The sequence below is a fragment of the Shewanella sp. TB7-MNA-CIBAN-0143 genome (assembly GCF_040310065.1).
Taxonomy (GTDB): Bacteria; Pseudomonadota; Gammaproteobacteria; order Enterobacterales; family Shewanellaceae; genus Shewanella.
The window spans coordinates 1-13,219 of sequence record NZ_JBEOPL010000030.1 but is presented as its reverse complement, the minus strand read 5'-3'; the positions used below and the strand labels follow the sequence as shown (position 1 = coordinate 13,219).

Genomic DNA, 13,219 nt, shown 5'->3' with positions numbered 1-13,219 from the left:
TTAAGTGCGATGCTTACTCTTGGTCCAACTCGATATTAATACCAAGTGAACGAATTTCCTTCAACAATACGTTGAAAGACTCAGGCATGCCTGGTTGCATCTGATGGTTACCGTCGACGATGTTTTTATACATCTGAGTACGACCGTTAACGTCATCTGACTTAACTGTTAGCATTTCTTGTAGAGTATAAGCAGCACCATATGCTTCAAGTGCCCACACTTCCATCTCACCGAAACGCTGACCACCGAATTGAGCTTTACCGCCCAATGGTTGTTGAGTCACTAAGCTGTATGAACCCGTAGAACGAGCATGCATCTTGTCATCAACTAAGTGGTTCATTTTAAGCATATACATGTAACCAACGGTTACTTTACGCTCAAATTCGTTACCGGTACGGCCGTCACATAATGTCAACTGACCAGACTCAGGTAAGCCTGCAAGAGCAAGCATTTGCTTGATCTCTTTCTCTTTAGCACCGTCGAATGCTGGTGTAGCAATTGGAATACCACCTTTAAGGTTGGTAGCCAAGCGCACAACTTCATCATCAGTAAACGAATCGATATCAACGCGCTGAAGCACGTCATCACCTAATTCGTACACTTGCTTGATGTAACCACGAAGTTCGGCAATTTCACGCTGCTCTTCAAGCATAGCAGTAATCTTATTACCGATACCCTTAGCTGCTGCGCCCATGTGGACTTCAAGTACCTGACCGATGTTCATACGCGATGGTACGCCCAATGGGTTAAGTACGATGTCTACAGGGTTACCTTCTTCATCGTATGGCATGTCTTCAACAGGACAAATCTTCGAGATAACACCTTTGTTACCATGACGACCTGCCATCTTGTCACCAGGCTGGATAGTACGTTTAACTGCAAGGTAAACCTTAACAATCTTCAATACACCAGGAGCCAAGTCATCACCTTGGGTGATCTTACGACGCTTGATTTCAAATGTCTTATCAAAGTCAGCTTTTAGCTCTTCGTGCTGTTCAGCTAACTGCTCTAATTCAGTTTGTTTGGTTTCATCGTCGATAACTTGAATCAATACGTCTTTACGTGGTATCTCAGCTAACTTAGCTTCAGAATAACCCACAGACAGTAACAAGTTACGTGCACGGCCCAATACGCCTTCTTCAAGGATCTTGAACTCTTCGCCTAAGTCTTTACGAGCTTGGCGAACATGCATGTCTTCAATTTCAAGCGCACGTTTGTCTTTCTCAACGCCGTCACGGGTAAATACCTGTACGTCGATGATGGTGCCTTTAACTGAGTTAGGAACACGTAATGAGCTGTCCTTAACGTCAGAAGCTTTTTCACCAAAAATAGCTCGGAGTAGTTTCTCTTCAGGGGTTAACTGTGTTTCACCCTTAGGTGTCACTTTACCCACTAGAATGTCGCCACCCTTCACTTCTGCACCAATATAAACGATACCTGATTCATCTAATTTAGATAAAGCAGACTCACCTACGTTTGGAATATCAGCAGTGATTTCTTCGCTACCCAATTTAGTATCACGAGCAATACAAGAAAGCTCTTGGATATGGATAGTAGTGAAACGATCTTCTTGCGCTACGCGCTCAGAAATTAAGATCGAATCTTCGAAGTTATAACCGTTCCAAGGCATGAACGCGATACGCATGTTCTGACCAAGAGCCAAATCACCTAAATCGGTAGATGGACCATCAGCCAATACGTCACCACGAACCACAGGCTCACCAACAGAACAACAAGGACGTTGGTTAATACAAGTGTTTTGGTTTGAACGGGTATATTTAGTTAGGTTATAAATGTCGATACCGGCTTCACCTGCGTGTAGCTCATCTTCATTTACTTTAACTACGATACGGCTAGCATCAACATAATCAACCACACCGCCACGTTTAGCAGCTACAACCACACCAGAGTCAACAGCAAGAGTACGTTCAATACCCGTTCCGACTAACGGCTTATCAGCACGTAAAGTTGGTACTGCTTGACGTTGCATGTTTGCACCCATCAATGCGCGGTTAGCATCATCGTGTTCTAAGAACGGAATTAATGATGCTGCAACAGAAATAATCTGTTGTGGAGATACGTCCATATACTGAACATCAGCTGCACGCATAAAGGTAGATTCACCTTTGTGACGACAAGCAATTTGTTCTTCTGCCATACGGCCATCAGCATCAACTTCGATGTTAGCCTGAGCAATAACGTAACGACCTTCTTCGATTGCTGATAAGTATTCAACATCATCAGTAATCACACCATCAACCACTTTGCGGTAAGGTGTTTCTAAGAAGCCGTAAGAGTTAGTACGCGCAAAACTTGCTAACGAGTTGATTAGACCAATGTTTGGACCTTCAGGGGTCTCAATTGGACATAAACGACCGTAGTGAGTTGGATGTACGTCACGAACTTCGAAACCAGCACGCTCACGAGTCAAACCACCTGGGCCAAGCGCAGAAATACGACGCTTATGCGTTACTTCTGATAGCGGGTTGTTTTGATCCATAAACTGTGACAACTGTGAAGAACCAAAGAATTCTTTCACTGCCGCAGAAATTGGCTTAGCGTTAATTAAGTCTTGTGGCATAAGCTCGTTTAAATCGCCTAAAGATAGACGTTCACGAACAGCACGCTCAACACGGACTAAACCAACACGGAACTGGTTTTCAGCCATTTCACCAACGCTACGAATACGACGGTTACCTAAGTGGTCAATATCGTCGACTTCATCATAACCGTTACGGATTTCGATGATTTTCTTCATAACAGATACGATGTCTTCTTTAGACAACACACCGTTACCTTCGTCTTCAGCAATCTCAAGACGACGGTTGAACTTCATACGACCTACTTTAGATAAGTCATAACGTTCTTCACTAAAGAATAGGTTTTGGAATAAACCTTCAGCTGCATCTTTGGTTGGTGGCTCACCAGGACGCATCATACGATAGATTTCAACTAGGGCTTCTAAGCGGTTAGTTGTTGAATCAATTCGTAATGTGTCAGCAATGTAAGCACCGTGATCAAGATCATTGATAAATAATGTATCAATATTCTTAATACCAGCAAGTGATAGCTTAGCTAAATCTTCTAAGGTAATCTCGCTGTTTGCAGTCACTAACACTTCACCGGTATCTTCATCGATGTAGTCTTGAGCAGCATACTTACCAACAATATAATCTACTGGCACTTCTAGTTCAGTAGTGTTGGTTTTTTCAAGTTGCTTAATGTGACGTGCAGTAATGCGACGACCAGCTTCAACCAATAAAGCGCCTTCAGCATCTTTAATGTCATAGCCAGCAGTTTCACCACGTAGGCGATCAGGCACAAGTGCCATGACTAATGATTCTTTTTTAATCTTAAACTCAATACGCTCGAAGAATAAATCGAGGATATCTTGAGTAGAATATTCAAGCGCACGTAAAATGATCGTTGCCGGTAATTTACGACGACGGTCGATACGAACGAATAGAGCATCTTTAGGATCAAATTCAAAGTCAAGCCATGAACCACGGTAAGGAATAATACGTGCGTTATACAGCACCTTACCAGAAGAGTGGGTTTTACCACGGTCATGATCAAAGAACACACCTGGAGAACGGTGTAACTGAGACACGATTACACGCTCAGTACCGTTAATAACGAAAGTACCGTTATTCGTCATCATAGGAATATCACCCATGTAGACTTCTTGCTCTTTAATGTCTTTAACAGTGCCAGCAGCAGCTTCACGGTCAAACAACACCATGCGTAATTTAACGCGTAGTGGTGCCGAATAAGTTACACCGCGGATCTGACATTCTTTCACATCAAAAACTGGCTCACCTAGCTTGTAGCTGACATATTGCAGCTCAGAATAGCCAGAAAAGCTCTTGATAGGAAAAACGCTACGGAATGCGGCTTCTAAGCCACGCTCACCCGTAGGGTCATGATCGGTGAACTTCTTAAAAGAGTCTAACTGGATAGACAATAAATAAGGGATGTCCAAAACTTTTGGACGCTTACCAAAGTCTTTGCGAATACGCTTCTTTTCAGAATAGGAGTAAACCATGGGTTTCCTCTGCTTACGAGATGTGACCAAGACTGAAATTAATATTAATTAAATCAGCACGTTTGCCTATCACCCTTGTTGACAAGAACCTAACCAGTAATCTCTGCTAGGGACTGTTAAAACTGGCGACAAAAGGTGAAAAAAATCGCCTGCGCATAAAGCGCAAAAAAGGCCAACGGTTAAAAAACCGTCAGCCTTCACCCAATCACTTGGGTGATGCAAGCTAAATTATAGCTTACTTAACTTCAACAGAAGCACCAGCGGCTTCTAGATCAGCTTTAAGAGTTGCAGCTTCTTCTTTAGACACAGCTTCTTTAACTGCGATTGGAGAAGATTCAGCCATAGTCTTAGCTTCTTTCAGGCCTAAACCTGTAGCGCTACGAAGAGCTTTAATTACAGCTACTTTGTTTTCGCCGAATGAAGTAAGTACTACGTCAAATTCTGTTTGCTCTTCAGCAACAACAGCATCGCCGCCGCCTGAAACTACTGCAGCAGCAGCAGAAACGCCGAATTTCTCTTCCATAGCTTCGATTAGTTCAACTACTTCCATTACAGACATTGCTGCAAAAGCTTCTAACATTTGGTCTTTAGTGATAGACATTAGAAATATTTCCTATTGTTCTGAATTCAATTTTATTAAGCTGCCAGCCTAAAATTAAGCGGCGTCTTGTTTTTGATCGCGAAGGGCGGCCAATGTACGAACGAACTTGCCAGCAGATGCTTCTTTCATAGTCATCATCAACTGAGCTAGTGCTTCTTCGTATGTTGGTAGTTTCGCTAAACGATCAATATCAGCTGCAGGGATAAACATCCCTTCGAAAGCTGCACCTTTAACTTCAAATTTTGCTTGACCCTTAGCGAAGTCTTTTAAAAGACGCGCTGCAGCACCTGGATGCTCGTTAGAGAAAGCTATTAAAGTTGGGCCAGTGAACGTTTCTGCTAGGCACTCAAAAGCTGTACCTTGAACTGCACGACGAGCAAGGGTGTTACGTACTACACGTACAAACACACCATTTTCGCGAGCAGCTTTACGCAGACCGGTCATAGCACCTACAGTTACGCCACGTGAATCGGCAACAACTGCAGAAAGTGCACCTTTGGCAGCTTCGTTGACTTCAGCAACAATTGCCTGTTTGTCTTCGAGTCTTAATGCCATTGGCTTTACTCCTGGATTCTACCTAGGGAATTTTCCCTAGTATTTACCAAATTAAACACTTATGTGTTTAATTACTTACGGTGCAGATTTTCCAGTAAAAAAATTTAGCTGGGGCCTGACACCGTCTACGCTGGAAATTAAGTTAATCTTACTATTAACACCTGCGGTCTTGGACGGAAACCGACTCTAATATGCAAAAAGTTAAAACTAATGCATAAAAGCGGCTTCAACCCACAAAGTGCGCGCATTATAGACTAATACGCGCGCTTTGTATATTACTTCGCTTCTTCCAGAGAACTCTGGTCGATAGCAACACCTGCACCCATAGTGGTAGAGATGCTAATCTTTTTCACGTAAATGCCTTTAGCAACTGCAGGCTTAGCCTTTTTCAGTGCTGACACTAACGATTCTAAGTTTTCTCTCAACTGCTCAGTTGTAAAAGTTACTTTACCGATAGTTGTATGAATAATACCGTTTTTGTCGTTTCTGTAACGAACTTGACCCGCTTTGGCATTCTTAACTGCTTCAGCAACGTTTGGCGTTACTGTACCAGTTTTAGGGTTAGGCATTAAACCACGTGGGCCTAAGATTTGACCTAACATACCAACAACGCGCATTGCATCTGGAGATGCGATAACAACGTCAAAGTTCATTTCGCCAGCTTTAACTTTTTCAGCTAAATCTTCCATACCCACTAGTTCAGCGCCAGCAGCGATAGCAGCTTCAGCGTTTGCACCTTGTGTGAATACAGCAACACGAACATCACGACCAGTACCATGTGGAAGTACAGTAGCACCACGCACGTTTTGATCTGATTTACGAGGATCGATACCTAGATTAACAGCAACGTCAACACTCTCAACAAATTTAGCAGTCGCTAATTCTTGTAAAAGTACTACGGCTTCGTTGATGTCATACAATTTTGTTGCATCAACTTTTTCGCGGATAACGCGAGCACGCTTAGTTAGCTTTGCCATTATATTAATCCTCTACTACCAAACCCATTGAACGTGCAGTACCTTCAATTGAGCGAGTCATCGCTTCAATATCAGCACCAGTCATATCAGCAGCTTTAGTTTCAGCAATTTCCTGAACTGCGCTACGCTTGATAGTACCTACTTTTTGAGTATTAGGACGGCCAGAACCTGATTTCAGACCAACTGCTTTAAGCAGTAAGAAAGATGCAGGTGGAGTCTTAGTTTCAAAAGTGAAAGAACGGTCATTATATACAGTGATAACAACAGGAATTGGCATACCTTTTTCGAACTTTTCAGTACGAGCGTTGAATGCTTTACAGAATTCCATGATGTTCACACCTTTTTGACCTAAAGCAGGTCCAACTGGTGGAGACGGGTTTGCAGCGCCAGCTGCTACTTGTAGCTTAATATAAGCTTCAATTTTCTTTGCCATGTCGACATTTCCTCAATTTGGGTTCAAACGCATGTTGGCGACATGCCAATACGCTCCCCTGAAAACAACGGGTGCGAATTATATAAAAATACGCACCCGCAAACAATGTTTATTTTGTAGTTATTTTAATCAGCTTTTTTCAACTTGATTAAAATCTAATTCTACTGGTGTTGAACGACCGAAAATCATCACCGAAACTTTAATACGGTTCTTTTCATAATCGACTTCTTCAATAGTACCGTTAAAGTCAGCAAATGGACCGTCACAAACACGGACAACTTCACCTGGCTCGTACATAATACGATGAGTTGGTGATTCAACAGTGTCTTGAAGGCGTTGAAGAATAGCGTCAGCTTCCTTGTCAGAAATCGGTGCAGGGCGATCTGATGTACCACCAATAAAGCCCATTACACGTGGAATACTTTTGACTAAGTGCCAGCTATCGTCGTTCATTTCCATCTGGACTAATACATAACCAGGGAAAAACTTACGCTCACTCTTACGACGTTGACCTGCACGCATTTCAACAACTTCTTCGGTAGGAACTAAAATCTCACCGAAGTATTCTTCCATATTGTGCATTTTGATATGTTCAAGCAGTGTTTTAAGTACACGGCCTTCATAGCCCGAAAAGGCTTGGATCACATACCATCTTTTTTTCGCTTCTGTAACTTCAGTCATTTTCAGATGCCTATACGCCAGTAATTAAATTGACTACTCGTAACAATATAGCATCTAATCCCCAAAGGATTAATGCCATTACTGCAGTAGCTGCAAGTACTATAAAGGTAGTGTTTAGCGCCTCTTGGCGAGTTGGCCAAACGACTTTACGCACTTCAATATGGGCTTCTCTAGCAAAAGATTGTGCCTGCTTACCCTTGCTTGTCTGCAGTGCAATGATGCCTGCAATAGCGAAGGCAATAATTACCCCAGCAACACGAGCTACAACATTAGCGTCTGCATAAAATTGATTGCCTATAACAGCAGTAGCAATTAGCAATGCAGCTATGCCCCACTTAACGATATCCAAAGAATTACTCTGGTTTTCAGTATTTGTTGTCATCGGTTAATTCCGTTACTCACTACGACCTGGGCTTAGCTTGGTAAACAACATATTTACCAAATCCGCATTTCCGAACTTTCCCAGAAAATGCATAAGCACAGGGTCAAAAATCGGCCATAGATTGTATTCTTATTCAGCTTTATTCGCAACAATACAGGCAAAGTAAGAGCAATAAATCAATCAAAAATCGATTTTTGTTACTAACCTCACCCTAAAAATAAAAAAGGAAGCCTAAGCTTCCTTTTTTAGTGTTCACTAAACTCGCTATTACGCGATAATTTTAGCTACAACACCTGCACCAACTGTACGGCCACCTTCACGGATAGCGAAACGTAAACCGTCGTCCATCGCGATTGGGTAAATCAGAGTAACGACCATCTTGATGTTATCACCAGGCATAACCATTTCTACGCCTTCTGGTAACTCAATTGTGCCTGTTACGTCTGTTGTACGGAAGAAGAACTGTGGACGGTAGCCTTTGAAGAATGGAGTATGACGTCCGCCTTCTTCTTTTGACAACACGTAAACTTCTGATTCGAAAGTTGTGTGTGGGTTAATTGAACCAGGCTTAGCTAGTACTTGACCACGTTCTACGTCATCACGCTTAGTACCACGTAATAACACACCACAGTTTTCGCCAGCACGACCTTCGTCAAGTAGCTTGCGGAACATTTCTACACCAGTACACGTTGTTTTAGTTGTTGGACGAACACCAACAATTTCAACTTCGTCTGATACGCGAACGATACCACGTTCAACACGACCTGTTACCACTGTACCACGACCTGAGATCGAGAATACGTCTTCGATTGGTAGTAGGAATGGCTTATCGATGTCACGAGCTGGTTCTGGAATATAAGTATCTAGGGCTTCTGCAAGCTCAAGAATTTTTGCTTCCCACTCTGGCTGGCCTTCTAGTGCCTTAAGAGCTGAACCTTGAATTACTGGTAAATCATCACCTGGGAAGTCGTATTCTGAAAGAAGCTCACGCACTTCCATTTCTACTAATTCTAGTAATTCTTCGTCATCTACCATGTCACATTTGTTCATGAATACGATGATGAAAGGTACGCCTACTTGACGTGAAAGCAGGATGTGCTCACGAGTCTGTGGCATTGGGCCGTCTGTAGCAGCAACTACTAAGATTGCGCCGTCCATCTGTGCAGCACCGGTAATCATGTTTTTAACATAATCCGCGTGACCTGGACAATCTACGTGTGCGTAGTGACGAATTGGTGTGTCATATTCGATGTGAGAAGTATTAATTGTAATACCGCGCTCACGCTCTTCTGGAGCGTTATCGATTTGAGCGAAGTTTTTAACTTCACCACCATAAGTTTTAGACAAAACGGCAGAGATTGCTGCTGTTAAAGTTGTTTTACCATGGTCAACGTGACCGATGGTGCCCACGTTTACATGGGGCTTTTTACGTTCAAATTTAGCTTTTGCCATGGTATTGCCTCAGTCCAATTATCTTGGTGATGAAAACACATATAGTAAAAATCCGATGCATAAAAATGACATCGAATCGATTATTTAGGGTTAGGAAGTTTATTCATGACATGGGATGTTGATAGGCAGATTCGTACTGCCGACCTCACCCTCATTAAGGGCGCGCTCTACCAACTGAGCCATATCAGCGAACAAATTTGGAGCGGATGGCGGGAATCGAACCCGCGTTATCAGCTTGGAAGGCTGGAGTAATACCATTATACGACATCCGCGCAACCTATTTTAGGCTACCTAACTACCTAGAAAGTGGTGGAGGGAGAAGGATTCGAACCTTCGAAGGCTGAGCCGTCAGATTTACAGTCTGATCCCTTTGGCCACTCGGGAACCCCTCCAGAAAAATGGTGCCGGCACCAAGAGTCGAACTCGGGACCTACTGATTACAAGTCAGTTGCTCTACCAACTGAGCTATGCCGGCGTGTCATTTCGGGTTCGGATATTAGGTAAATGTGCCTCGGAGTGCAATAGGAAAATGATAAAAAACCAAAAAAAAGTTTCAAATGACGTTTTTTTACACTCGTTTCACTTAGAAAGTGTGATTTATAAGCAAATGTAATGGGCGATGAAGACAAATGAGGAGCAAACTATTGTCGCCATTTATTCGATAGTGTAATGTGCCTGACCAACCTAGAGGAATGGTTATGAATCCAATTAACTCAATACAAGATGCACTCTACTTTGCTTTTCAGCGCGAGCATTGGGCTGAATTACGTAAATCAGTGCCGCTCACATTGAGTCAGGCTGAATTAGAAAACCTGCGTGGTATGAATGAAAAGCTGTCTTTAGACGAAGTCACTGACATTTACCTTCCTCTCAGCCGTTTACTGAATTTATTTGTCGGCTCAAAACAACAGCGTGGACTTGTTCTTGATAAGTTTCTGGAGCAAAAAGCTTCCCCTGGCCCTTATATCATTAGTATCGCTGGAAGTGTCGCCGTTGGTAAGAGTACCACAGCGCGTATATTACAAACGTTATTGCAACGTTGGCCTGAGCATCCTAAAGTTGATTTAGTCACCACAGATGGTTTTTTATATCCCTTGGCAGACCTAAAACGTAAAGGGTTACTCCAGCGCAAAGGTTTTCCTGAAAGTTACGACATGAAAATGTTGGTAGAATTCATTTCGGCAGTTAAAGCGGGACAGAAAGAGATTCTTGCACCGCTTTATTCACATGTTACATACGATAGATGTCACGACGAGCATCAAGCCATCCGTCAGCCTGATATTTTAATTTTAGAAGGGCTAAATGTGCTGCAAACGGGTTTAGATACCCCAATAGACACAAGAAGGCCATTTGTATCAGATTTTGTTGATTTTTCAATTTACGTCGATGCTGATGAGTCGTTATTAAAAGATTGGTATAAACAGCGGTTTTTGCAATTTAGAACTGGTGCATTTAGTGATCCAAACTCATTTTTTCATCACTATTCATCTTTAACCGATGATGAGGCGAATGTGATTGCTGCTAATATTTGGGATACCATTAATGGCCCAAATTTATCATTAAACATTCAACCAACACGAGAGCGGGCCCACCTCATTTTGCAAAAAGGCCCCAACCATTTAATGGACCGAGTTTTACTTAGAAAATAATAACATATGAGCCTATTCCTAGGCTCACTTCTGGCATCTACATTACTGCTCTAAGGCTAATTTCACCGCCAAGATAACGTGTAAGCCCTTGCTCGTTTTCAAGCAACAAAGCCCCTTGTTCATCAATACCTCGACAAGTACCGTTAACTGAATTAGGTGCCATTAGCAGTGATACTTCACGGCCAATAAATAAATCAAATTCATTCCAACGTTTTAAGAATGCACCCAACCCTTTCTGCTCAAACAGCTGTAAATCAGCCTTAAGGGTTTGATGTAATTTAATTAATAGCTCCGTTTTATCTGGCATATTCACCAAACTAGACAGATCGTTCCATGGCTGGTCTATTAGCTCCCCCTGCTCTACAGACATACTCATATTGATACCAAAACCAATGACTAATTCTGTTTTATTAGCGGATGAATTACAAACCTCAACTAAAATTCCAGCCAATTTTTTATGATCAAGGTAGATATCATTTGGCCATTTCAGCCCTAACCCCTCAACCCCAAAGTCAGCTAGAGATTTAACAATGGAACAACCAACAACTAAACTTAAACCACTGGCATGACTAATATCATTATTTAAACGCCAAAACATTGAAGCATAAATATGATGAGCATAAGGAGACAACCACTGACGCCCTCTTCGACCTCGACCAGCGGATTGATATTCAGCAATGCAAATATCCCCTGATTTTAATTCAGAGGCATGTCCAAGCATAAAAGCATTAGTGCTGGTCGTTTCATCAAAATAAAAACAACGGCCATCAATTCCATTAACAAGATGAGACTCATTTACCAACGACACTGGATTTGCTAATTTGTAGCCTCTTCCTTTCACACTATAAATTTCGATACCATAATCTTTTAATGCATCTATATGCTGATTAATTGCCGCGCGAGTAAGCGATAAAGATTGCGCAATTACCTCACCAGAAACAAAACGTTCATGATGTAAACACGCTAAAATTTGGCGTTTACGTGACCAATGCTCATTCATTTTATTTCAATCTCCCCAACAGAGCCAATAATCCTAGGCTCAGGTTGTAATGTAACCGCAAATTTATCAAAAACCATCTGAATAATGTGTTTCGCTAATTGGCATACTTCATTACCAGTTGCATAACCTAGGTTAACTAACACCAAAGCTTGATCTTGATGGACTGCTGCACCACCGATATTAACGCCCTTCAAGCCAGCATGTTCAATTAGCCAACCTGCAGCAAGTTTGTAATGGTTATCAACCTGTCGATAACCCACTAAGGATCCATAACGACTTTTAAGTGAGTCATAGTCATCTATTGATACAACTGGGTTCTTAAAGAAACTTCCTACATTACCCAATATTTTAGGATCAGGCAGCTTAGATTGACGAACCATACAAACACAATCAAATATTTGTTGTGCCGATACATCTATAGCGTCTAAGTGTTGAAGAGGTCCATAACTTATCACCGGCACCCACTTTTTAGCCAATTTTAGGGTCACCTCAGTAATAACGACTAAGTTCTTAAGTTGTTGTTTAAAAATGGATTCACGATAACCAAAGTGACATTGTTCGTTATTATAATGTACCAAGTTACCAGTATCGAGTTGTAAAAATTCAATCTTGTGACAATAACGATTAAACTCAACACCATAAGCACCGATATTTTGTATTGGCGCTGCGCCGACAGTTCCAGGGATCAGAGCCATATTTTCTAAACCATAAATATGTTTAGTTAAGCAATATTTAACTAATTGATGCCAATTTTCACCGGCTTGAACCGTGAGATAATAAAAATCATCATCTTCATTAATCGTAATGCCCTTGGTGCTAACTTTAACCACAGTTCCCTGAAAATTGTCAGTAAATACGACGTTACTGCCTCCTCCGAGAATAAGCATGTTCTTCTGTTGTTGATACAACTCAAAACTTATCTTTATTAACTCCTCTTTGCTAGTCACTTCAACTAAAGAGTCGCAATACTGATTAAGGCCAAATGTGTTTAATGAAGTAAGCAAAATAGGCATAGATAGAAAGGCATCGTATTCAGAAATATATTGTTATTGTAGCAGGGAATAGCTAACAAATTAGCATGATTACCGCTAAAAAAGATCACAATCTAAAACGTTGTATCGATTAGTGGCGCTACATACTCTGAGATACATCAGTCGAAATTAACTGATACAGAACTAATTGCTTACGTAAAAATCCAGCTTATTTTATCAAGCCTCGCTCGACTGATTCGACCAATTTGGCCACAAATTATAGACGTAAAAAAACCGTTACGTTAGTAACTGGCTTATCACTATTCTTTCGAGTCAATTAGGCGTCTGGAAATGACCTACTCTTTTATCCCCGAAGGGGACGCATGGGCATATTCAACAAACTGCTGTCATGTTTTGGCCAATAACAAACTCTACACTATAAATTGCAGACGTAAAAAAGCCCGTTACGTTAG

General features: G+C 41.7%; 11 protein-coding genes and 4 tRNA genes. 1 reads left to right on the top strand and 14 read right to left on the bottom strand.

Translation table 11 applies throughout. The features are described from left to right. Nucleotides 1-13: 13 nt before the first annotated feature. The 12 genes from rpoB to AAEY97_RS19215 all read right to left on the bottom strand — a co-directional run bounded on the left by rpoB (nt 14) and on the right by AAEY97_RS19215 (nt 9,601). Nucleotides 14-4,045 (bottom strand): DNA-directed RNA polymerase subunit beta, encoded by a 4,032-nt coding sequence (gene rpoB / locus AAEY97_RS19270; RefSeq protein WP_351000900.1) that lies wholly within the window; start codon nt 4,043-4,045, stop codon nt 14-16. A 235-nt stretch (nt 4,046-4,280) separates the two neighbouring features. After that, nucleotides 4,281-4,646, bottom strand: coding sequence for a 50S ribosomal protein L7/L12 (gene rplL / locus AAEY97_RS19265; protein WP_101084800.1), 366 nt, complete (start codon nt 4,644-4,646; stop codon nt 4,281-4,283). A 54-nt stretch (nt 4,647-4,700) separates the two neighbouring features. Continuing rightward, nucleotides 4,701-5,201: a 50S ribosomal protein L10 gene (rplJ, locus tag AAEY97_RS19260; protein WP_011635631.1), complete on the bottom strand. Its 501-nt coding sequence runs from the start codon at nt 5,199-5,201 to the stop codon at nt 4,701-4,703. Nucleotides 5,202-5,476: 275 nt separating this feature from the next. Then, nucleotides 5,477-6,178, bottom strand: a complete 702-nt coding sequence (gene rplA / locus AAEY97_RS19255; protein ID WP_059746618.1) for a 50S ribosomal protein L1 — start codon at nt 6,176-6,178, stop codon at nt 5,477-5,479. Between the two features lie 4 nt (nt 6,179-6,182). Next, on the bottom strand, nt 6,183-6,611 hold the full coding sequence (rplK, locus tag AAEY97_RS19250; RefSeq protein ID WP_011635629.1) for a 50S ribosomal protein L11: 429 nt from the start codon (nt 6,609-6,611) through the stop codon (nt 6,183-6,185). A 129-nt stretch (nt 6,612-6,740) separates the two neighbouring features. Next, a complete protein-coding gene (nusG, locus tag AAEY97_RS19245; RefSeq protein WP_011635628.1) occupies nt 6,741-7,292 on the bottom strand; it encodes a transcription termination/antitermination protein NusG in 552 nt (183 codons plus the stop codon). 10 nt (nt 7,293-7,302) lie between these two features. Continuing rightward, a complete protein-coding gene (gene secE, locus AAEY97_RS19240) occupies nt 7,303-7,674 on the bottom strand; it encodes a preprotein translocase subunit SecE (RefSeq protein ID WP_011635627.1) in 372 nt (123 codons plus the stop codon). Between the two features lie 267 nt (nt 7,675-7,941). Next, complete coding sequence (gene tuf, locus AAEY97_RS19235) at nt 7,942-9,126, bottom strand: elongation factor Tu (RefSeq protein ID WP_101084799.1); 1,185 nt, start codon at nt 9,124-9,126, stop codon at nt 7,942-7,944. Nucleotides 9,127-9,242: 116 nt separating this feature from the next. Further along, nucleotides 9,243-9,315: transfer RNA gene (locus tag AAEY97_RS19230), tRNA-Ile, on the bottom strand. Between the two features lie 9 nt (nt 9,316-9,324). After that, nucleotides 9,325-9,398: transfer RNA gene (locus AAEY97_RS19225), tRNA-Gly, on the bottom strand. A gap of 35 nt (nt 9,399-9,433) precedes the next feature. Next, nucleotides 9,434-9,518: transfer RNA gene (locus AAEY97_RS19220), tRNA-Tyr, on the bottom strand. A 7-nt stretch (nt 9,519-9,525) separates the two neighbouring features. Then, nucleotides 9,526-9,601 (bottom strand) — tRNA-Thr (locus AAEY97_RS19215). A gap of 223 nt (nt 9,602-9,824) precedes the next feature. Here AAEY97_RS19215 and coaA point away from each other — a divergent pair. Next, nucleotides 9,825-10,775, top strand: coding sequence for a type I pantothenate kinase (gene coaA / locus AAEY97_RS19210; RefSeq protein ID WP_101084798.1), 951 nt, complete (start codon nt 9,825-9,827; stop codon nt 10,773-10,775). 37 nt (nt 10,776-10,812) lie between these two features. Here coaA and birA read toward each other — a convergent pair whose 3' ends face one another. Together birA and murB are read right to left on the bottom strand one after the other, a co-directional pair. After that, a complete protein-coding gene (gene birA / locus AAEY97_RS19205; RefSeq protein ID WP_192116507.1) occupies nt 10,813-11,775 on the bottom strand; it encodes a bifunctional biotin--[acetyl-CoA-carboxylase] ligase/biotin operon repressor BirA in 963 nt (320 codons plus the stop codon). Continuing rightward, entirely contained in the window at nt 11,772-12,788 is a 1,017-nt protein-coding gene (murB, locus tag AAEY97_RS19200) for a UDP-N-acetylmuramate dehydrogenase (protein WP_351000897.1), read from the bottom strand. The genes birA and murB overlap by 4 nt, the downstream gene beginning before the upstream one ends. Between the last annotated feature and the right edge of the window lie 431 nt (nt 12,789-13,219).

Bases quoted from the DNA above. Each gene is read 5' to 3' on its own strand.
- rpoB (WP_351000900.1), bottom strand. From the start codon at position 4,045: ATGGTTTACTCCTATTCTGAAAAGAAGCGTATTCGCAAAGACTTTGGT.
- rplL (WP_101084800.1), bottom strand. From the start codon at position 4,646: ATGTCTATCACTAAAGACCAAATGTTAGAAGCTTTTGCAGCAATGTCT.
- rplJ (WP_011635631.1), bottom strand. From the start codon at position 5,201: ATGGCATTAAGACTCGAAGACAAACAGGCAATTGTTGCTGAAGTCAAC.
- rplA (WP_059746618.1), bottom strand. From the start codon at position 6,178: ATGGCAAAGCTAACTAAGCGTGCTCGCGTTATCCGCGAAAAAGTTGAT.
- rplK (WP_011635629.1), bottom strand. From the start codon at position 6,611: ATGGCAAAGAAAATTGAAGCTTATATTAAGCTACAAGTAGCAGCTGGC.
- nusG (WP_011635628.1), bottom strand. From the start codon at position 7,292: ATGACTGAAGTTACAGAAGCGAAAAAAAGATGGTATGTGATCCAAGCC.
- secE (WP_011635627.1), bottom strand. From the start codon at position 7,674: ATGACAACAAATACTGAAAACCAGAGTAATTCTTTGGATATCGTTAAG.
- tuf (WP_101084799.1), bottom strand. From the start codon at position 9,126: ATGGCAAAAGCTAAATTTGAACGTAAAAAGCCCCATGTAAACGTGGGC.
- coaA (WP_101084798.1), top strand. From the start codon at position 9,825: ATGAATCCAATTAACTCAATACAAGATGCACTCTACTTTGCTTTTCAG.
- birA (WP_192116507.1), bottom strand. From the start codon at position 11,775: ATGAATGAGCATTGGTCACGTAAACGCCAAATTTTAGCGTGTTTACAT.
- murB (WP_351000897.1), bottom strand. From the start codon at position 12,788: ATGCCTATTTTGCTTACTTCATTAAACACATTTGGCCTTAATCAGTAT.